Below are 20,361 nucleotides of genomic sequence, written 5' to 3'. Positions count from 1 at the left end.
AAAGTTGACGGGTTTCGCTCAACTCCGCATAATGCGCCCCGTTCACAACGAAGCGGCAACGTTTCGAAATGAGCAACAATTTGGAAATGGCTACTTAGCTCAGTTGGTTAGAGCACATCACTCATAATGATGGGGTCGCAGGTTCGAATCCCGCAGTAGCCACCATTTCCTAAGCACTCTGTTTGTTATTAAACATCTGTCTCTTAACAACAAAGAGTTTTTAGGAAAGTAAAGCGGTCGTGGCGGAATTGGTAGACGCACCAGATTTAGGTTCTGGCGCCGAGAGGTGTGAGAGTTCAAGTCTCTCCGACCGCACCATATTGAGATATCTTAATTGATATCATTGTTGGGCTATCGCCAAGCGGTAAGGCACTGGCTTTTGATGCCAGCATTCCCTGGTTCGAATCCAGGTAGCCCAGCCACAATTTAAAGTGTAATTATCTTTAAAAAGATAATGGCATTGGAAGCGAGATTATATTATATTACTTCGCTCTCAGATGGCTACTTAGCTCAGTTGGTTAGAGCACATCACTCATAATGATGGGGTCGCAGGTTCGAATCCCGCAGTAGCCACCATTCTTTCTTTATGAAAGAAGAAAACAAACAACGTTATATTGAATCACCAATGTCGATATAACTATAAAGATTTGCTGCGGTCGTGGCGGAATTGGTAGACGCACCAGATTTAGGTTCTGGCGCCGAGAGGTGTGAGAGTTCAAGTCTCTCCGACCGCACCATTATTTAGATATCTTAATTGATATCCTGTTGGGCTATCGCCAAGCGGTAAGGCACTGGCTTTTGATGCCAGCATTCCCTGGTTCGAATCCAGGTAGCCCAGCCATTACAACGTTACTTAGACAAACCATAAGTCTTCTTAACTATATACTCTTCACTAAGCTCTTTGCTTAGTTGAGAGGAAAGCTTTGCTGCGGTCGTGGCGGAATTGGTAGACGCACCAGATTTAGGTTCTGGCGCCGAGAGGTGTGAGAGTTCAAGTCTCTCCGACCGCACCATTATTTCTCTTTAATTAGAGATAAAATAGTGAATACATAAAATTCATTATTGGCTACTTAGCTCAGTTGGTTAGAGCACATCACTCATAATGATGGGGTCGCAGGTTCGAATCCCGCAGTAGCCACCATTCTTTCTTTATGAAAGAAAAAGTACAAACAACGTTATATTGAATTACCAATGTCGATATAACTATAAAGATTTGCTGCGGTCGTGGCGGAATTGGTAGACGCACCAGATTTAGGTTCTGGCGCCGAGAGGTGTGAGAGTTCAAGTCTCTCCGACCGCACCATTATTTAGATATCTTAATTGATATCCTGTTGGGCTATCGCCAAGCGGTAAGGCACTGGCTTTTGATGCCAGCATTCCCTGGTTCGAATCCAGGTAGCCCAGCCACTATTTAAACTCTTTGTTTTTACTTAGCTTGTTTTTAAGCTAAATAGCAAACCAAGAGCACAACGTTACATCGAATCACCAATGTCGATATAACTATAAAGATTTGCTGCGGTCGTGGCGGAATTGGTAGACGCACCAGATTTAGGTTCTGGCGCCGAGAGGTGTGAGAGTTCAAGTCTCTCCGACCGCACCATTATTTAGATATCTTAATTGATATCCTGTTGGGCTATCGCCAAGCGGTAAGGCACTGGCTTTTGATGCCAGCATTCCCTGGTTCGAATCCAGGTAGCCCAGCCATTACAACGTTACTTAGACAAACCATAAGTCTTCTTAACTATATACTCTTCACTAAGCTCTTTGCTTAGTTGAGAGGAAAGCTTTGCTGCGGTCGTGGCGGAATTGGTAGACGCACCAGATTTAGGTTCTGGCGCCGAGAGGTGTGAGAGTTCAAGTCTCTCCGACCGCACCATTATTTCTCTTTAATTAGAGATAAAATAGTGAATACATAAAATTCATTATTGGCTACTTAGCTCAGTTGGTTAGAGCACATCACTCATAATGATGGGGTCGCAGGTTCGAATCCCGCAGTAGCCACCATTCTTTCTTTATGAAAGAAAAAGTACAAACAACGTTATATTGAATCACCAATGTCGATATAACTATAAAGATTTGCTGCGGTCGTGGCGGAATTGGTAGACGCACCAGATTTAGGTTCTGGCGCCGAGAGGTGTGAGAGTTCAAGTCTCTCCGACCGCACCATTATTTAGATGTCTTAAATGACATCACTGTTGGGCTATCGCCAAGCGGTAAGGCACTGGCTTTTGATGCCAGCATTCCCTGGTTCGAATCCAGGTAGCCCAGCCATTACAACGTTACTTAGACAAACCATAAGTCTTCTTAACTATACTCTTCGCTAGAGTAAAAGCTTTGCTGCGGTCGTGGCGGAATTGGTAGACGCACCAGATTTAGGTTCTGGCGCCGAGAGGTGTGAGAGTTCAAGTCTCTCCGACCGCACCATTATTTAGATGTCTTAAATGACATCACTGTTGGGCTATCGCCAAGCGGTAAGGCACTGGCTTTTGATGCCAGCATTCCCTGGTTCGAATCCAGGTAGCCCAGCCACTATTTAAACTCTTTGTTTTTACTTAGCTTGTTTTTAAGCTAAATAGCAAACCAAGAGCACAACGTTACATCGAATCACCAATGTCGATATAACTATAAAGATTTGCTGCGGTCGTGGCGGAATTGGTAGACGCACCAGATTTAGGTTCTGGCGCCGAGAGGTGTGAGAGTTCAAGTCTCTCCGACCGCACCATCATTGAATAGAACCCAGCTTTTTAGCTGGGTTTTGTTTTATCTGGAATATGCAATTCTGCTAGCCAAGTCACCAAGTATTCTCTTCTATAACCTCACTTTTAATACAATTTTATAAGACAATGTCTGCTCCACTTTCTAATTGAGTATGACTACCTATGAAAACCCTCCCATTAACGATCGGTTGCTACACTGATACGCCAAGTAAAAGCCAAGGTGTCTATCAAACTCAGTTAGATCTAGAAACAGGAAAACTATTACCTCTAGAGCTTATTGCCGAATGTCATAACCCCTCTTTTATCACCGCGACAAAGTCTGGAATCTATACAGCATCTGAAGTTGAGCAAAAGAAACTGCCGAAACTCATTCATATACCTAATGTTGATTCACAAATCGCGTCCAATACAGGCCTAATCTCGGGAGGTCACCCCTGCCACGTTGCGATAGATCCACACAATAAATTTGCTATCACTTCCCAATACTCGTCAGGTACATTTGATATCTTTAGCTTAAGTATCAATGGCAACATCGATAAACGACTCAAAACAATCAAGATGGTTGGCTCAGGGCCGAACAAAGACAGACAAACTAGCCCACACGCCCATCAATGTTTATTCTTACAAAACTCACCACAGTTTGTGACTGTCGATCTCGGCACCGATCGAATCAACTTCTATTGCTTTGACGAAGAGCAAGAAGAGTTCCTTGATGAGCCAATGCAGTCTATTAAAGCGCCCGCAGGAAATGGAACTCGTCATCTAATCTTCAACAAAGCTGAAGACAAAGCCTATGTAATCTGTGAGCTTTCTGAAACGATATTGATTTTGGAAAAGTCTTTAGGTATTTGGAATATAGTGGATGAGGTTGATGCCTTACCTAATATGGAGAAGGGAGAAGCCGCAGCTGCGATTAAGCTATCCCCTGATGAGCAATTCCTTTATGTGTCATGTCGACACCAATCAAGAATCAGCAGCTTCAGTGTCGACTCTGAGGCTCAAAAACTGACTTTCATTGATAGCTACGACACTGAAGGTAAATTCCCAAGAGACTTCCATATAACTGACGATGGGAAATGGCTTATCGCCGCCAACCAGCACTCCAACAGCATCACCTCATTCAAGCGAGATAATGAGGATGGGTCTTTGGTTTATACAGGGTACTCGTTAGACCTTGATGCACCAGTTTGTGTCGCTCAGCAACAATAAGCATTACAGCAAAAACAAAAAAGGAGAGCATCGGCTCTCCTTCTCTATATAAATAACCTGATCTAGCCGTTTTAAAGGCCCAAGGCGTACTTCAATACTTGAGCTTTAATCGGCCCTGAACTTTCCGCTAATTTTAGTGCAGCATTGCGTACAAACTTTAGAGGGCCAATGTCATTACTGAAGGTTTTATAGAAGAAGTCCATTCCACTCTGCATCATTAAGTTGTCACTTCTTCTCATCACTTCATAGCGTCTTGCTACAGATTGATTCAATTCGCCTTTTTCATTGGTGACATCCAATAGTACTGAAACATCTTTAAAGCCCAAGTTGACACCCTGCCCTGCTAAAGGGTTAATCGTATGCGCTGAATCACCGACTAAAATGCAATTATTCTTCGAGTATGATTGAGCATGACGTCGTGTCAGAGGAAAAGATCCAGAATTCAATACCTTGATATCACCTAGCTCTTTAGGAAAGTTAGCAAGTACTTCATTTCGCAACTTTTCAGGGGTCATCGATGATAATTGCTTAATGCGAGATGGGGAGTCATACCAGACCAACGATCCCTGCCCGACTTCTTGACCGTCAGAGGTTAGAGAACATAATGGCAAAAATGAACGAGGACCACTTGGTAGGAATTGCTGCCAAGTAATATCTTGTTGAGGCTGCTCGGTTTCGACATTGATAAGCATGCAGTGCTGTCGGTAATCCCAAGCGGTAATACCAATCCCAGCTTGCTGACGAACGGCTGAATTCGCGCCATCAGCACCAACCACCCACTTCGCTGATAACTCAGCTCCTGATTGAAGCTTAACGATATTGGTTTCACCAAACTCAATCTCATCCAGCTTTTCTGGGCATAACAGTTCGAGATTGTCGTAGGCATCAAATTGAGACCATAATCCTAGTTGAATGAGCCTATTCTCAACGATATAGCCTAGACGGGGCAGATCCAGTGATGCAGCATCAAATCGAGTACGACACTCTGGATGCTCCCACGTTTCTAAACGCTTGTAAGAACACACACGCATCGCTGCGATATTTTGCCACGCACCAAGATCTTCAAGTAAATCGACCGATGCTTGAGAAATCGCAGACACACGAGTATCCATCGCTTGTGACCCATCAAAAGCTTGTGGGGCAAAACCTTCGATCACCGCAACACTCAGCCCTTGCTTTGCAAAGCCGACCGCTGTTGCTGCGCCAACCATGCCGCCACCGACTACCACAATATCGTAACTGTTCATATTTTGTACTTATCAGTTTGATTCTTTGACTGTTTTTGATTGTACTTTTTCATAACTAACTTGTAACCAAAAACCTTATTCGAAAAAAGGGTTATCCCTTATGGTATATGGCGTTAACAATAATAAAAACCACTACATAAGAGATTTGTTCAGACTACTAGTCAGTCGGTTTTGAAACCAGTACAATACGCCGCTTGCCGCTAGAGCCAGTCATAAAATTGAATACCTAATTATGACAAACAATGCTGGCGGATGAATAATGGGCGATTTGCTCCCTTAAATTAAACTAACGATCGAGCGAACATATAATGAGTAAGAAACTGCTAATTAAAACTTGGGGCTGTCAGATGAATGAATACGATTCATCAAAAATGGCCGACCTGCTTAACGCTGCAAATGGCTATGAGCTAACTGAAGTACCTGAGGAAGCAGATGTACTACTATTGAATACTTGTTCTATCCGCGAAAAAGCGCAAGAAAAAGTATTCCACCAGCTTGGTCGTTGGAAAACGCTTAAAGATAAAAAAGAAGGTGTGGTGATCGGTGTGGGTGGCTGTGTAGCAACTCAGGAAGGTGATCACATTCGTCAACGAGCACCGTACGTAGACGTTATCTTTGGCCCACAAACATTACACCGTCTGCCAGAGATGATTAAGTCATCACTGTCTAACGAAAAGCCAGTAATGGATATCTCATTCCCTGAGATCGAAAAGTTCGATAACTTGCCGGAACCTAAAGCAGACGGCGCAACAGCCTACGTTTCTATCATGGAAGGTTGCTCTAAGTACTGTACTTACTGTGTTGTGCCATATACTCGTGGTGAAGAAGTTAGCCGTCCAATGGATGATGTACTCTACGAAGTTGCACAACTGGCAGAGCAAGGCGTACGCGAAGTAAACCTACTAGGCCAAAACGTAAACGCATTCCGTGGCCCTACTTACGAAGGCGACATCTGCACATTTGCAGAACTACTTCGCCTAGTTGCGTCTATCGATGGTATCGACCGTATTCGTTTCACTACAAGCCACCCGCTTGAATTTGGTGATGACATCATTGAAGTTTACAAAGATACGCCAGAGCTAGTGAGCTTCTTACACTTGCCAGTACAAAGTGGTAGTGACCGTATTCTTACGATGATGAAACGCCCGCATACGGCAATCGAGTACAAGTCTATTATCCGCAAACTGCGTAAAGCTCGTCCTGATATTCAAATCAGCTCAGACTTTATTGTTGGTTTCCCTGGTGAATCTAAGCAAGACTTCCAAGATACAATGAAGCTAATTAAAGAAGTTGATTTCGATATGAGCTTCAGCTTTGTTTTCTCTCCTCGTCCAGGTACACCTGCCGCAGATTACCCATGTGATGTACCAGCACAAGAGAAGAAAGATCGCCTGTGGGAGCTGCAACAGACAGTAAACACACAAGCTATGCGTTTCTCTCGCCTAATGCTAGGTACAGAGCAGCGTATCCTTGTTGAAGGTCCATCAAGAAAGAATCTAATGGAACTGCGTGGCCGTACTGAAAACAGCCGTGTTGTGAACTTTGAAGGTTCTGCTGATCTTATCGGACAGTTCGTAGATGTGAAGATCACTGAGGTTTACACCAACTCACTACGTGGTGAGCTAGTTCGCACAGAAAAAGACATGGGTCTACGCGTTGTAATGACTCCAGCAGAAATGATGGAAAAAACAAAACGTGAAGACGAGCTAGGTGTAGCAACATTTACGCCATAGCCAATACAACTGTTTGAGCACAAAGCGCAAACACAAAGCTTGAAATTACCTAACTAAGTGACCATCTTAGAAATAGGGATATCACCATCCAGAAGCCCGGTCTAAATCGGGCTTCTTGCTCTTTTTTTTATTTAAGAGTGAGTGGCACAAAATGAGAGGCTAATTTGAGCAATAAAATCGTTACCTTAGAGATAAATCTAGAGCCAGCAGACAACAAGCGCTTGGCAAGTTTATGCGGACCATTCGACGACAACATCAAGCACCTTGAGCGTCGTCTGGGTGTAGAGATTAATTACCGTAGCAACTTTTTCACCATTGTCGGTAAGCCTCACACAACTGCCGCAGCTTTAGACATCATCAAACACCTCTATGTTGAAACGGCTCCAGTTAAAGGCAACATAATCGATATCGAACCAGAGCAAGTGCATCTGGCGGTCACTGAGTCTGGTATTTTGGAGCAACAGGTCGAGTCTGAAATCGACTACGGCAAAGAAGTGACCATTAAGACTAAAAAAGGCGTCATCAAACCACGCACACCAAATCAAGCTCAATACCTAATGAACATGGTCACTCATGACATCACCTTTGGTATTGGACCTGCTGGTACTGGTAAAACGTACTTAGCTGTTGCGGCTGCGGTTGATGCACTTGAACGCCAAGAGGTTCGCCGAATCCTACTGACTCGCCCTGCTGTTGAAGCCGGTGAGAAGCTTGGTTTCCTACCGGGTGATTTAAGCCAAAAAGTAGACCCATATTTGCGTCCACTTTACGATGCACTATTTGAGATGCTTGGCTTCGAGCGTGTTGAGAAACTGATTGAGCGCAACGTGATTGAAGTTGCACCACTGGCTTACATGCGTGGTCGTACATTAAATGATGCGTTTATCATTCTTGATGAGAGCCAAAACACCACGGTAGAACAGATGAAGATGTTCTTAACCCGTATCGGTTTTAACTCACGCGCCGTGATCACAGGTGATATTACGCAAATCGATTTACCTCGTGGAGCTAAGTCAGGTCTGCGTCATGCAACTGAAGTACTCAACGAAGTGGATGACATTAGCTTTAACTTCTTCATGTCTGAAGACGTCGTTCGCCACCCTGTCGTTGCTCGTATCGTGAATGCGTACGAGAAGTGGGAAGCAAAAGACCAGAAAGAACGCAAAGAGTTTGAAAAGCGCAAACGTGAAGAGCGTGAAGCCAAACTTCTTGAAGCTCAGCAAGCCGTTACGACACAATTAGCAACACAAAATAGCTCTGTAATTACAGAACAAGGTGATAAATAGATGTCTATTGAACTAGACCTGCAAATAGCGGTCGAAAATGAGCAAGGGCTTCCAACTGAGCAAGATATTCAGCTTTGGTTGGACAAAACAATTCCTCAGTTTCAAGAGAATGCCGAGCTCACCGTTCGTATTGTTGATACAGAAGAGAGCCACCAGCTCAATCATGACTACCGTGGAAAAGATAAGCCAACTAACGTGCTGTCTTTCCCATTTGAAGTACCACCAGGAATGGAATTAGATCTACTGGGTGACCTCATTATCTGCCGCCAAGTTGTCGAAAAAGAAGCAGAAGAGCAAAATAAGCCTCTGCTAGCACACTGGGCTCATATGGTTGTACATGGCAGTCTGCATCTGCTAGGTTATGATCATATCGAAGATGATGAAGCTGAAGAGATGGAGTCACTCGAGACAGAAATCATGCAAACTATGGGGTTTGAAGACCCGTATATTCTAGAAAAGTAAATTGATTCTAGTAAAGTAGGTTGCAGAGAAACAATAACTCATCGAACCTGTGATTTTCGCAGGAATCTGAGTTGTAACGTGTGCTATCACACTTCTGATAGCGTTATTTTTTGAGAAATCATGAACGAAGGTAACCCCCCCACTTCTGAGGGAAGTAAAAAATCTGAAGGTCCGAGTAGAAAGTCCTTCTTTGAACGCCTAGGCCAACTATTTCAAGGTGAAGTAAAAGATCGCCAAGAGCTCGTAGATGTAATCCGCGACTCAGAAATTAATGACCTAATTGACCACGACACGCGCGACATGCTCGAGGGTGTTATGGAAATTTCAGAGATGCGAGTACGCGATATCATGCTGCCTCGCTCTCAAATGGTTACAGTTGAACGCACCGATGATTTAGATACATTGATTGCGCTTATTACTGATGCTCAACACTCTCGCTACCCAGTGATCAGTGAAGATAAAGACCATGTTGAAGGCATTCTATTAGCGAAGGACCTACTTAAGTATTTGGGTTCAGAAAGTGCCCCATTTGATATCGAACAAGTGATTCGCCCTGTCGTGGTTGTTCCTGAAAGTAAGCGAGTTGATCGCCTGCTCAAGGAGTTCCAAGAAGAGCGTTACCACATGTCTATCGTTGTCGATGAGTTTGGCGGTGTTTCTGGCCTAGTAACCATTGAAGATATCCTCGAAGAAATCGTTGGTGAAATTGAAGACGAGTTCGACGATGAAGAAGAGCTAGATATTCGTAAGCTGAGTAAGCATACCTATTCGGTTAAAGCTTTAACCACCATTGAAGAGTTCAACGATACGTTTAACACTTCCTTTAGTGATGATGAAGTTGATACTGTGGGTGGTATGGTAATGACAGCACTCGGTCATCTGCCTGTTCGTGGCGAAATTGTAGAAATCGGAAACTACCATTTCAAAATAACATCCGCAGATAACCGTCGTGTGATTCAGCTACAGGTAACCATCCCTGACGAGCAGCCTCTTCCGACTATCGAAGAATAACAACTTCTCTCTAAAGAGATGACAGAAATTAGATGACTAAGACCTTTATTCATCGCCTATTACGGCCGCTTGCGGCCGTTTTTGTTGGCGCTATAACAACCCTTTCATTCGCTCCGTATTCAATATGGCCTCTTGCTATTATCAGCCCAACTTTGTTGCTGTTACTGATCCACAACCGTTCTCCTAAAAGTGCGCTTTGGATTGGCTACGGATGGGGTTTAGGCCAATTCGCAACAGGTATCAGCTGGGTATACGTCAGCATCGATCATTTTGGCGGCATGCCACTGGCAGCCAACCTGTTTTTGATGGCATTGCTCATTGGCTACCTAGCGGTTTATTCAGGCCTATTTACCTGGAGCTTAAACAAGTACTTCCCTGCTAATAACCTAAGTCGCTTTTTCCTCGCGGCTCCTGCATTGTGGTTAATCAGTGATTGGCTGCGTGGTTGGGTAATGACGGGCTTTCCTTGGCTTTGGCTTGGCTACAGCCAAATCGATTCTCCACTAGGCTCGTTTGCACCGATTGGCGGTGTCGAGTTAATTACTCTGGCAGTCATTGTCTCTGCATCTGCACTCGCTTATATGGTTATCAACAAAGCATGGAGTGTTGGCATCATCCCTGCGATCGTATTCAGTGCAGGTTTTGGCATTCGAAATATCGATTGGGTGACACCGAACCCTGAAAAAACAACCTCAGTGGTATTGATTCAAGGCAATGTAGATCAAGACAGTAAATGGCTACCAAGCCACCGCTGGCCTACGATGATGAAGTACACAGATCTAAGTAGAGAAAACTGGGATGCCGATATCATCATTTGGCCTGAAGCCGCTATTCCAGCATTCGAAGTTGAGATTCCATCTTTCTTACGTAACTTAGATAGCGCAGCGAAGATGAACAACAGCTCAATCATCACTGGCGTACTCAATCAGTCTGAAGATAAGAAGTACTACAACAGCGTTCTTTCTCTAGGTGTCAATCCATACGGTGAATACAGCTACGATCCAGACGAACGCTACCATAAACATCACCTATTGCCATTTGGTGAGTTTGTGCCGTTTGAAGATATCTTGCGCCCATTGGCACCGTTCTTCAACTTGCCGATGTCATCATTTAGCCGTGGCGATTTTGTTCAACCAAACATCGTGGCAAATGGCCGTCACTTAGCGCCTGCGTTGTGTTATGAGATCGTCTTTAATGATCAAGTTAGACAAAGCGTGACTGATGAGACGGACTTTATTTTAACGCTCTCTAACGATGCGTGGTTTGGTCGTTCGATTGGCCCACTGCAACATATGGAAATCGCACAGATGCGTGCTCTGGAGCTTGGTAAGCCCGTTATTCGCTCGACCAACAATGGTGTGACGGCAGTAACCGATTACAAAGGCAACATCATCAAGCAAATACCTCAGTTTGAAACGGCCGTATTAAAAGCTGATCTCATTTCAACTGATGGGCAAACGCCTTTTCACGCAGTTGGTACTTGGCCACTGTATATCTGGGCGATGCTCAGCTTGGTGATTGGCTGGGTAATTAGAAAGCCAAAGAGCTAGATTAGAAATTCGAAGAAAGTGATTTTAGGGTTGGCTGATTGGGCCAACCCTTTTTTATTGCTGCGGTGTAAAGTTGATGGTGCTATGGCTATAGTGTTTACGGCTTAAGTGCTTTACGGCTAAACCCTGTCGCCCCACACTTGATACATGGAATGATATTGGTCGGGTGGTTGTATTCGGTTTGATGTCCACACTCATCACAGACAAGCGTCCCGAGCCCGATAACCTCATCCGCTTGATACAACCCTTGATGTTCTAAGTCTTGGAACAATTCAACCCATTCCACCTTAGTGCGATCAGTGATATCTAGCAACCCTTGCCAAATAGAGTCTGTGATCATCAAATAAAATGGACCACCTTTACTCTCTTCATAACTTTCGGAAAACTCTTTTAAGTCCGACTTCACATAGGCCGAGATCAATGAGAGCTCATCTTTGGTCATGTCATTGGCTGCTTTCGCATACTTACCTGACGTTTCGATTTTGTTGTTAAGCTCTTCAGGACTATGCTTCAGCGTTTCTATCACCTCTTCGACGACTTCTTCATAGAGTGCTTTTTTCTTCGGCATAACGACCTCCTTAAGATGACCAAGCTTTATCTTAGTGAACGGGGCCGTAGTTAAGCGACCAGTTCCTAACAAACAAATGCAATTCATACCCTTAAGTATAGCTGTCCTAAGTAATTTGGTTGAATTTACGCAATCAACCGTGCTGCAACTGCAAGTATGAAGGGTATAACTATTGTTGTACTAAGCTCCTTTAGGTATTCTATGACGATCTGTAAGATTCTGTTCTAACCGAACTCACAAATTCCAAGATAACCGGATACCATCGATGCAAGAACAATATAACCCGCAAGAGATTGAACAAAAGGTTCAACAACACTGGGATGACAGCGAGACTTTCGTTGTAAGTGAAGACCCAAATAAAGAAAAATTCTACTGTCTTTCTATGTTCCCGTACCCAAGTGGTCGACTGCATATGGGTCACGTGCGTAACTACACCATCGGTGATGTGGTATCTCGTTTCCAACGTCTACAAGGCAAAAACGTAATGCAGCCAATCGGTTGGGATGCATTCGGCTTACCTGCAGAAAACGCAGCTGTAAAAAACAACACAGCGCCTGCTCCGTGGACTTACGAAAACATCGAATACATGAAAAACCAGCTTAAACTTCTAGGCTTTGGTTACGACTGGAAACGTGAATTCGCAACGTGTACGCCTGAGTACTACCGTTGGGAACAAGAGTTCTTCACTAAGCTTTACGAACAAGGCCTAGTTTACAAGAAGACCTCTTCTGTTAACTGGTGTCCAAACGACCAAACTGTACTAGCGAACGAGCAAGTAGAAGACGGTTGCTGCTGGCGTTGTGATACTCCGGTAGAACAAAAGAAGATCCCACAGTGGTTCATTAAGATCACTGAGTACGCTCAAGAGCTGCTAGACGATCTAGACAACCTTGAAGGTTGGCCAGAAATGGTTAAGACCATGCAGCGCAACTGGATCGGTCGCTCTGAAGGTGTTGAACTATCTTTCGCTGTTAACGGTGAAGAAGCGCCGCTAGAAGTGTACACAACACGTCCAGACACACTAATGGGTGTTTCTTACGTTGGTATCGCTGCAGGTCACCCTCTTGCAGAGAAAGCATCACAGAACAACCCTGAGCTTGCAGCATTCGTTGAAGAATGTCGTAACACCAAAGTGGCTGAAGCTGAACTTGCAACGATGGAAAAGAAAGGTATGGATACTGGCCTAACAGCTATCCACCCTCTTAACGGTCGCGTTGTTCCTGTTTACGTAGCTAACTTCGTTCTTATGGATTACGGCACAGGTGCTGTAATGGCGGTTCCTGCTCACGATCAACGTGACTACGAATTCGCAACTAAGTACGGCATCGATATCATCCCAGTAATCAAACCTGAAGACAGTTCTGAGCTAGATGTGTCTGAAGCGGCTTACACTGAGAAAGGTGTACTGTTCGATTCTGGCGAATTCGATGGTCTTGCGTTCCAAGAAGCATTCGATGCGATTGCTGCGAAACTGGAAGCTGAAGGCAAAGGTAAGAAGACTGTAAACTTCCGTCTACGTGACTGGGGCGTTTCTCGTCAACGTTACTGGGGTGCTCCAATCCCAATGGTAACCACTGAAGACGGTGAAGTTCACCCAGTACCAGCAGACCAACTGCCAGTCATTCTTCCAGAAGACGTGGTAATGGATGGCGTAACTAGCCCAATCAAGGCAGATAAGTCTTGGGCTGAAACAACATTCAACGGCGAACCAGCTCTACGTGAGACTGACACGTTCGATACGTTCATGGAGTCTTCATGGTACTACGCACGTTACTGTTCACCACAAGCTGATGACATTCTAGATCCAGAGAAAGCAAACTACTGGTTGCCAGTTGACCAATACGTTGGTGGTATCGAGCACGCTTGTATGCACCTACTTTACTCTCGTTTCTTCCACAAGCTTCTTCGCGATGCGGGTTACGTAACATCTGATGAACCATTCAAGCAGCTTCTATGTCAAGGCATGGTTCTGGCTGACGCGTTCTATCACACGAACGAGAAAGGCACGAAAGAGTGGATTGCTCCAACTGACGTGACTATCGACCGTGACGCAAAAGGTCGCATTGAAAAAGCTGTCGACAACCAAGGCCGCGACGTTGAACACTCAGGCATGATCAAAATGTCTAAGTCGAAGAACAACGGTATCGACCCACAAGAGATGGTAGACAAGTACGGCGCTGATACAGTACGTCTATTCATGATGTTTGCATCGCCTGCAGACATGACGCTTGAGTGGCAAGAGTCTGGCGTTGAAGGTGCAAACCGCTTCCTTAAGCGTGTTTGGAAACTGGTTCACGCTCACTCTGCTAAGGGTGCAGCTGAAGCTGTTGACGCTTCTGCGCTATCTGGTGACCAGAAAGCACTTCGTCGAGATATCCACAAGACTATCGCGAAAGTAACGGACGATATCGGCCGTCGCCAAACGTTCAACACAGCCATCGCAGCCATCATGGAACTGATGAACAAACTAGCGAAAGCACCACAAGAATCTGTACAAGACCGTGCAATCCTTGATGAAGCGCTAAAAGCAGTGGTTCGTATGCTTTACCCAATGACTCCACACATCTCTTACGAAATGTGGATTGCTCTTGGTGAATCAAACGTAGACTCAGCAACATGGCCAACGTTTGACGAGAAAGCGCTAGTTGAAGACGAGAAGACTATCGTTGTCATGATCAACGGTAAGCTACGTGCGAAACTAACGGTTGCAGCTGACGCGACAGAAGAGCAAGTTCGTGAACTTGGTTTAAACGATGAGAACGCTAAGAAGTTCTTAGATGGCTTAACTATCCGTAAAGTTATCTTCGTACCTGGTAAGCTTCTAAACATCGTAGCTAACTAATTTCGTTAGCACAGTACAATTGCTAAAGAATTAACGAACTTAATTCATCAAAAGCAGTCTTTAGACAGGGTGCAACATTGCCCTGTCTACTTATTTAAGTGCTTTAGACCCAGAGCCCTACGATTCGAAAGCTCTAAAGCCTTTAAATAAGTATTCTACCTTCATGAGAGCCATCAAATAATGCGCCTGATTTCACTATCTTCATTGAAAGTTACTGTTGTTGTTTTAACCGTTAGCCTACTGAGTGCCTGTGGTTTCCACCTGCGTGGTGACTATTCTGTACCAGAAGAACTCAACAAGATCTCTGTGACCAGTTACGACCAATACAGTACGTTTACACGTATGATGAAAGGTCAGCTACGTATGAATGATGTAGAAATCGTATCGCCCGCTGAGAACACACCTAACCTGCACATTATTAGTGAGAGTGTTGGTGAGCGAACTCTGTCTCTTTACCAAAACACTCGAGCGGCAGAAAAAGAGCTGACGTTCAATGCATCTTACCGAGTAACCATCCCTGAGATTGGTTCAAAAACATTCTCAACAAGCGTAACTCGCAGCTATCTAGATAACCCGCTAACGGCACTCGCAAAATCTGTTGAGCGAGACATGATCGAAGATGAAATGCGTAAGCTTGCAACAAGTCAAATCCTTCGTCAGATGGCTCGACTAAAAGCGAACATTGCAGCTGATAGTATGAACCTAGACCAGCTTGAACACGTTCAAGTGAAAGAGCTTGAGAAACAATACAACATCAAGAACGTCGAAATAGATCCAAGTTCTACGGAAACGACAGAGCCCGTCGAATCAGCTGAACAATAGGTTTATTTGATGCGTATTTTTGCTGACCGCTTATCAGAGCAACTTGCTAAACAGCTAAGTAATGTTTACCTCATTTTCGGTAACGAGCCTCTTCTGTTACAAGAGAGCCGAGAAGCGATTCAAAAGGTTGCAAAACAGCAAGGCTTTGATGAACGTCACCGCTTTGCTATTGATAACAGTCTGGACTGGAATCAAGTCTATGACAGCACTCAAGCATTAAGCCTGTTCTCTAGCCGTCAAATCATCGAGCTTGAGCTGCCAGAGTCAGGCGTCAATGCCGCAATCGCAAAAGAGCTACTCGCAATCTCAGAGCATACCCACAGTGATATCCTGCTGATCTTGGTAGGCACTAAGCTAACCAAAGCTCAAGAAAGCGCTAAGTGGTTTAAGGCTCTTTCGAATCAGGGTCACTGGATCAGTTGCCTAACGCCAGATGTCAGCCGATTGCCTCAGTTTGTCCAAGCGCGCTGCCGTCAAATCGGCTTATCTCCAGACCCTGAAGCGATTCAAATGCTGGCGCAATGGCACGAGGGTAACCTGTTTGCTCTCACTCAAAGCCTAGAAAAGCTAGCGCTCCAATACCCGGACGGAAAACTTACCCTAGTACGCTTAGAAGAATCACTGAGCCGCCACAACCACTTTACTCCCTTCCATTGGAGTGACGCGTTACTGGCTGGAAAAGGTAATCGTGCACAACGAATTCTAAGACAACTAGAAGCTGAAGGTGTAGAGCCAGTCATTTTGCTGCGTAGCATACAACGTGAACTTGCCTTGCTATTACAAATGCAGCAACAAATGAAACAGATGCCGATCGGCCAAGTATTCGAAAAACACCGTATCTGGCAATCGAAGAAGCCTCTTTATAACGCTGCGCTAACAAGAGTTTCGATTTCTCAATTACATTCGTTGTTTGCGTTGCTGACTCAAGCCGAATTGATGACAAAAACTCAATATGAACAGTCGCCTTGGCCACTAATTCATCAGTTAAGCGTAGAGTTTTGTATCCCTTCAGCTTCAATCCCATTTCACGCATAAAAGCGTGGTATATTCTAGGGTCAACAGATCCTAAAAAGCTAAATTCAGATTAAAGGAACACCCCGTGTTACGTGAAGAACTAAAAGATTTTCTTGCAGACAAAGCCGACGACATGAAAGCAGAATCGATTATTACTATCGATGTAGAAGGCAAATCAAGTGTTACTGATTACATGATTGTTTGTACTGGCACCTCTAAGCGCCATGTTGCCTCTATCGCACAACACGTTGCCGATGAAGTGCGTAAAGCTGGTATGCAACCACTAGGCATGGACGGGCAGCAAGAAGGTGAATGGGTTGTTCTAGATATGGGAACAAGCATGCTTCATGTTATGCAAGAAGAACATCGTGAGCTGTACCAACTAGAAAAACTTTGGGGCTAAGCGTTGAAGATCCAGTTAATCGCAGTTGGTACAAAAATGCCAAAGTGGGTCGAAGAAGGCTTTAAAGAATATAAACGCCGCTTCCCTCATGATATGCCATTAGAGCTCATTGAAATTACTGCGGGAAAACGTGGTAAAAATGCTGATATTGCACGTATTCTTCAAAAAGAAGGCGAAGCAATGTTGGCAGCAGTGCCAAAAGGCAACCGCATTGTCACGCTTGATATCCCAGGTAAAAAGTGGGATACCCCACAACTGGCAGAACAATTGGAAAGTTGGAAGTTGGATGGACGCGACGTTTCTATCCTTATTGGCGGGCCTGAAGGATTAGCACCTGCGTGTAAAGCGGCTGCAGACCAAAGCTGGTCTCTATCGGCGCTTACTCTCCCTCACCCATTAGTACGCGTTATCATGGCTGAAAGCTTGTATAGAGCTTGGAGCATCACTGCTAACCACCCTTATCATCGAGAATAAGCGTTAATGTTACGTAAACGTAGCCAAATCCGTGATTACAAAGCAGAAGCACGACTATTTACTAGTCGTGCTTTTGTTGCGTTTGCGGGGATCATAGTCATGATGTCGATGTTGGTTGTTAACCTGTACAACATTCAGGTCAACCAATATCAGGACTATAAAACCCGCTCTAACGACAACCGTATCAAGGTCGTTCCCATCGCGCCTAACCGTGGTTTAATTTACGATCGCAACGGTGTACTTCTTGCCGAAAACCGCCCAGTTTTCAACCTAGAAATTACGCCCGAAAAAATCAAAGATATGGATGACACGCTCGTCCGTCTACAAACGTTAATCGAGATTCCACCTGAACGTATCGAGCGTTTTAATCGTGATCGCCGCCATTCACGACGCTTCAAGTCAGTACCTATTCTAAATCAGCTCACCGAAGAGCAAGTTGCGGTATTCTCTGTAAACCAGCATAAATTTCCGGGGGTTGAGGTAACAGGCACATTAAAACGTTTTTATCCGTATGGTGATGTACTGACTCACGTTATTGGCTATGTATCGCGCATTAATGACCGTGATATGCAGCGCTTAGTACGAGAAGAGAAAGACGCCAATTATCAAGCCACTCGCGACATCGGTAAACTTGGTATTGAGCGCTACTACGAAGACATGCTGCACGGTACCGCTGGCTATCAAGAAGTCGAAGTGAACAGCCGAGGACGAGTGATCCGCACTCTAAAATTTGTCCCTTCGGTTCCGGGCAAAGATATCGTACTTAACTTAGATATCAATCTTCAACTATATGTGCACAAACTGCTCGATGGACGCCGTGGCTCTGCCGTCGTTCTCGATCCGAAAGACAATGGCGTGTTAGCGATGGTGTCTAGCCCAAGCTACGACCCTAATGCATTTGTGCATGGTATCTCCTCTAAAGGTTATAACGCCCTACTACAGAACAAAGATCGACCTTTGGTTAACCGTGCCACATTGGGTATTTATCCACCAGCTTCAACGATCAAACCGTTTATTGCCGTTGCTGCTCTGCAAGAAGGTGTGATTACACCGAATACAACGCGTAATGATCCTGGCTATTGGAAAATACCTAACTCTAAAACCAAACCGTTTCGCGACTGGTTACGCTGGGGACACGGTGTTGTTGATATAGAGAAAGCGATTGAAGAATCAGTTGATACCTTCTTCTACCAAATCTCCTTTGATCTAGGTATCGATCGTTTATCTCAATGGATGATGCTATTCGGCTTTGGTGACTACACTGGCATTGATATTTACGAAGAAAGTAAAGCCAACATGCCAACTCGTGAATGGAAAATGGCAAGACACCGTGTGCCTTGGTATCAAGGTGACACCATCCCTGTTGGTATCGGACAAGGCTATTGGACAGCAACACCGATGCAAATCGCAAAAGCCACGTCTGTATTGGTCAACGAAGGTGAAGTAACAGCGCCTCACCTATTACGAGCGACGATCGATAATAGTCAGCTATTCGATGACCAAACGGTATCAGAGATCGAAACTTATCCTCCAATCACTGGTGTTAAGCAGAAATACTGGGATATCGCGCAAGAAGGCATGAGACTGGTAAACCACGGAAAGAAAGGTACAGCAAGACGTTCATTCCAAAAGATGTCTTACCAAACCGCTGGTAAATCAGGAACTGCGCAAGTATTCGGTCTCAAAGAAGACGAAGAATACAACGCGGACGAAATCGCAGAGCATTTACGCGATCATGCACTCTTTACTGGTTATGCTCCTTTTGAAGATCCAGAAGCGGTTGTGACTATCGTATTAGAAAACGCAGGTGGTGGCTCATCAAATGGCGGCCCTGTCGTTAGAAAAATATTAGACCATATTATTCTCGCTGAAGAAGATGAAAGTAAGGCAACAAAATAATGAAACTTGATCCTTCTACTGGACGAAATAGAGCCTTGTTTGAAAGGCTCCATATCGATCTACCATTACTGCTCGGTATTCTGGTGTTGATGGGCTTTGCCTTATTGATCATGTACAGCGCCAGCGGACAAAGCCTTGCGATGATGGATCGCCAAGCAATGCGTATGGTGCTGTCTTTAGGTGTCATGATCTTCTTAGCGCAACTTTCGCCTCGTACCTATGAAACCTTGGCCCCGCTGTTATTTGCAGGTGGTGTCATCTTACTCTTGGGCGTATTGTTCTTTGGTGAGGCATCTAAGGGTGCCCAACGTTGGTTAAATTTCGGTTTTGTTCGATTCCAACCCTCTGAACTATTAAAGCTTGCGGTACCTTTGATGCTGGCTCGATTTATCGGTAAACGATCACTGCCGCCAACCTTTCAAACATTAGCGATCTCGCTAGTGATGGTGTTTGTACCTACCATTTTAATCGCTAAGCAACCCGACTTGGGTACATCCATCCTTATCGCCGCATCCGGTATCTTCGTGATATTCCTGGCTGGTATAAGTTGGAAAATCATTGCTAGTGCCGCCATAGCGTTAGGGGCTTTTATCCCAATATTATGGTTCTTTTTGATGCGTGAATATCAAAAAGTACGAGTAAGAACCCTTTTTGATCCTGAATCAGATCCATTAGGTGCGGGCTACCACATCATTCAAAGTAAGATTGCGATAGGTTCTGGTGGTGTATCAGGAAAAGGCTGGCTACAAGGTACTCAATCCCAACTGGAATTCATTCCAGAGCGCCACACTGACTTCATTTTTGCGGTAATTGCCGAAGAATGGGGCATGATTGGTATTTTGTTCTTGCTTGCTATCTACCTATTCATTATTGGACGGGGTTTAGTGCTCGCGAGCCAAGCGCAAACAGCATTTGGTCGAATGATGGGCGGCAGTATTGTACTGAGCTTCTTCGTTTATATCTTTGTAAACATTGGCATGGTAAGCGGTATTCTACCCGTGGTTGGTGTTCCTCTACCTCTCGTTAGCTATGGCGGTACTTCAATGGTTACCCTTATGGCTGGTTTTGGTATTTTAATGTCGATCCATACACACAGAAAAGCATTCTCAAAGGCGACCTAATCG

Annotated in this window: 15 protein-coding genes and 19 tRNA genes; 32 read left to right on the top strand and 2 right to left on the bottom strand. The window is 44.6% G+C overall.

The window, feature by feature from the left end; translation table 11 throughout:
• Positions 1–88 precede the first annotated feature (88 nt).
• The 20 genes from M4S28_RS04950 (at position 89) to M4S28_RS04855 (ending at position 3,926) form a co-directional block, all read left to right on the top strand.
• Positions 89–165: transfer RNA gene (locus M4S28_RS04950), tRNA-Met, on the top strand.
• Between the two features lie 68 nt (positions 166–233).
• Positions 234–318: transfer RNA gene (locus M4S28_RS04945), tRNA-Leu, on the top strand.
• A 29-nt stretch (positions 319–347) separates the two neighbouring features.
• Positions 348–422: transfer RNA gene (locus M4S28_RS04940), tRNA-Gln, on the top strand.
• 77 nt (positions 423–499) lie between these two features.
• Positions 500–576: transfer RNA gene (locus M4S28_RS04935), tRNA-Met, on the top strand.
• 76 nt (positions 577–652) lie between these two features.
• Positions 653–737, top strand: a tRNA-Leu gene (locus tag M4S28_RS04930).
• Positions 738–766: 29 nt separating this feature from the next.
• Positions 767–841, top strand: a tRNA-Gln gene (locus M4S28_RS04925).
• A gap of 87 nt (positions 842–928) precedes the next feature.
• Positions 929–1,013: transfer RNA gene (locus tag M4S28_RS04920), tRNA-Leu, on the top strand.
• A 51-nt stretch (positions 1,014–1,064) separates the two neighbouring features.
• Positions 1,065–1,141, top strand: a tRNA-Met gene (locus M4S28_RS04915).
• A gap of 77 nt (positions 1,142–1,218) precedes the next feature.
• Positions 1,219–1,303 (top strand) — tRNA-Leu (locus M4S28_RS04910).
• 29 nt (positions 1,304–1,332) lie between these two features.
• Positions 1,333–1,407 (top strand) — tRNA-Gln (locus M4S28_RS04905).
• A 108-nt stretch (positions 1,408–1,515) separates the two neighbouring features.
• Positions 1,516–1,600 (top strand) — tRNA-Leu (locus tag M4S28_RS04900).
• A gap of 29 nt (positions 1,601–1,629) precedes the next feature.
• Positions 1,630–1,704 (top strand) — tRNA-Gln (locus M4S28_RS04895).
• A gap of 87 nt (positions 1,705–1,791) precedes the next feature.
• Positions 1,792–1,876, top strand: a tRNA-Leu gene (locus M4S28_RS04890).
• 51 nt (positions 1,877–1,927) lie between these two features.
• Positions 1,928–2,004: transfer RNA gene (locus M4S28_RS04885), tRNA-Met, on the top strand.
• Positions 2,005–2,081: 77 nt separating this feature from the next.
• Positions 2,082–2,166, top strand: a tRNA-Leu gene (locus M4S28_RS04880).
• Positions 2,167–2,196: 30 nt separating this feature from the next.
• Positions 2,197–2,271, top strand: a tRNA-Gln gene (locus M4S28_RS04875).
• Between the two features lie 68 nt (positions 2,272–2,339).
• A tRNA-Leu gene (locus tag M4S28_RS04870) sits at positions 2,340–2,424 on the top strand.
• Between the two features lie 30 nt (positions 2,425–2,454).
• Positions 2,455–2,529, top strand: a tRNA-Gln gene (locus M4S28_RS04865).
• A 108-nt stretch (positions 2,530–2,637) separates the two neighbouring features.
• Positions 2,638–2,722, top strand: a tRNA-Leu gene (locus M4S28_RS04860).
• 157 nt (positions 2,723–2,879) lie between these two features.
• A complete protein-coding gene (locus tag M4S28_RS04855) occupies positions 2,880–3,926 on the top strand; it encodes a lactonase family protein (RefSeq protein ID WP_249632407.1) in 1,047 nt (348 codons plus the stop codon).
• A 71-nt stretch (positions 3,927–3,997) separates the two neighbouring features.
• Here M4S28_RS04855 and M4S28_RS04850 read toward each other — a convergent pair whose 3' ends face one another.
• The gene (locus M4S28_RS04850) at positions 3,998–5,173 is read right to left on the bottom strand and encodes a 2-octaprenyl-3-methyl-6-methoxy-1,4-benzoquinol hydroxylase (RefSeq protein WP_065606620.1); all 1,176 of its coding nucleotides are present in this window, start codon (positions 5,171–5,173) and stop codon (positions 3,998–4,000) included.
• A 308-nt stretch (positions 5,174–5,481) separates the two neighbouring features.
• Between M4S28_RS04850 and miaB the strand changes: the two genes are divergently transcribed.
• The 5 genes from miaB (at position 5,482) to lnt (ending at position 11,215) form a co-directional block, all read left to right on the top strand.
• Positions 5,482–6,906: a tRNA (N6-isopentenyl adenosine(37)-C2)-methylthiotransferase MiaB gene (miaB, locus tag M4S28_RS04845; protein ID WP_004735256.1), complete on the top strand. Its 1,425-nt coding sequence runs from the start codon at positions 5,482–5,484 to the stop codon at positions 6,904–6,906.
• Positions 6,907–7,070: 164 nt separating this feature from the next.
• The gene (locus M4S28_RS04840) at positions 7,071–8,192 is read left to right on the top strand and encodes a PhoH family protein (RefSeq protein ID WP_004735255.1); all 1,122 of its coding nucleotides are present in this window, start codon (positions 7,071–7,073) and stop codon (positions 8,190–8,192) included.
• Positions 8,193–8,654: an rRNA maturation RNase YbeY gene (ybeY, locus tag M4S28_RS04835; protein ID WP_004735254.1), complete on the top strand. Its 462-nt coding sequence runs from the start codon at positions 8,193–8,195 to the stop codon at positions 8,652–8,654.
• 120 nt (positions 8,655–8,774) lie between these two features.
• Positions 8,775–9,665: a CNNM family magnesium/cobalt transport protein CorC gene (corC, locus tag M4S28_RS04830; RefSeq protein WP_004735253.1), complete on the top strand. Its 891-nt coding sequence runs from the start codon at positions 8,775–8,777 to the stop codon at positions 9,663–9,665.
• 32 nt (positions 9,666–9,697) lie between these two features.
• The gene (gene lnt, locus M4S28_RS04825; RefSeq protein WP_249632406.1) at positions 9,698–11,215 is read left to right on the top strand and encodes an apolipoprotein N-acyltransferase; all 1,518 of its coding nucleotides are present in this window, start codon (positions 9,698–9,700) and stop codon (positions 11,213–11,215) included.
• 97 nt (positions 11,216–11,312) lie between these two features.
• Here lnt and M4S28_RS04820 read toward each other — a convergent pair whose 3' ends face one another.
• On the bottom strand, positions 11,313–11,783 hold the full coding sequence (locus M4S28_RS04820) for a zinc ribbon-containing protein (protein WP_004735251.1): 471 nt from the start codon (positions 11,781–11,783) through the stop codon (positions 11,313–11,315).
• Positions 11,784–12,048: 265 nt separating this feature from the next.
• Between M4S28_RS04820 and leuS the strand changes: the two genes are divergently transcribed.
• The 7 genes from leuS (at position 12,049) to rodA (ending at position 20,358) form a co-directional block, all read left to right on the top strand.
• Positions 12,049–14,625, top strand: coding sequence for a leucine--tRNA ligase (gene leuS / locus M4S28_RS04815; RefSeq protein ID WP_249632405.1), 2,577 nt, complete (start codon positions 12,049–12,051; stop codon positions 14,623–14,625).
• 180 nt (positions 14,626–14,805) lie between these two features.
• On the top strand, positions 14,806–15,447 hold the full coding sequence (locus tag M4S28_RS04810; protein ID WP_249632404.1) for an LPS-assembly lipoprotein LptE: 642 nt from the start codon (positions 14,806–14,808) through the stop codon (positions 15,445–15,447).
• A 9-nt stretch (positions 15,448–15,456) separates the two neighbouring features.
• Positions 15,457–16,482 (top strand): DNA polymerase III subunit delta, encoded by a 1,026-nt coding sequence (gene holA, locus M4S28_RS04805; protein WP_249632403.1) that lies wholly within the window; start codon positions 15,457–15,459, stop codon positions 16,480–16,482.
• A 64-nt stretch (positions 16,483–16,546) separates the two neighbouring features.
• The gene (rsfS, locus tag M4S28_RS04800) at positions 16,547–16,864 is read left to right on the top strand and encodes a ribosome silencing factor (protein WP_249632402.1); all 318 of its coding nucleotides are present in this window, start codon (positions 16,547–16,549) and stop codon (positions 16,862–16,864) included.
• 3 nt (positions 16,865–16,867) lie between these two features.
• Complete coding sequence (gene rlmH, locus M4S28_RS04795) at positions 16,868–17,338, top strand: 23S rRNA (pseudouridine(1915)-N(3))-methyltransferase RlmH (protein WP_004735246.1); 471 nt, start codon at positions 16,868–16,870, stop codon at positions 17,336–17,338.
• 6 nt (positions 17,339–17,344) lie between these two features.
• The gene (gene mrdA / locus M4S28_RS04790) at positions 17,345–19,237 is read left to right on the top strand and encodes a penicillin-binding protein 2 (protein ID WP_249632401.1); all 1,893 of its coding nucleotides are present in this window, start codon (positions 17,345–17,347) and stop codon (positions 19,235–19,237) included.
• A complete protein-coding gene (rodA, locus tag M4S28_RS04785; protein WP_004735244.1) occupies positions 19,237–20,358 on the top strand; it encodes a rod shape-determining protein RodA in 1,122 nt (373 codons plus the stop codon). The genes mrdA and rodA overlap by 1 nt, the downstream gene beginning before the upstream one ends.
• Positions 20,359–20,361 lie beyond the last annotated feature (3 nt).

The sequence above is a fragment of the Vibrio sp. J383 genome, from assembly GCF_023503985.1.
GTDB classification, from domain to species: Bacteria; Pseudomonadota; Gammaproteobacteria; order Enterobacterales; family Vibrionaceae; genus Vibrio; species Vibrio splendidus.
Note: the sequence above shows the minus strand (reverse complement) of the source record. Positions and strands in the feature narration are given on the sequence as shown.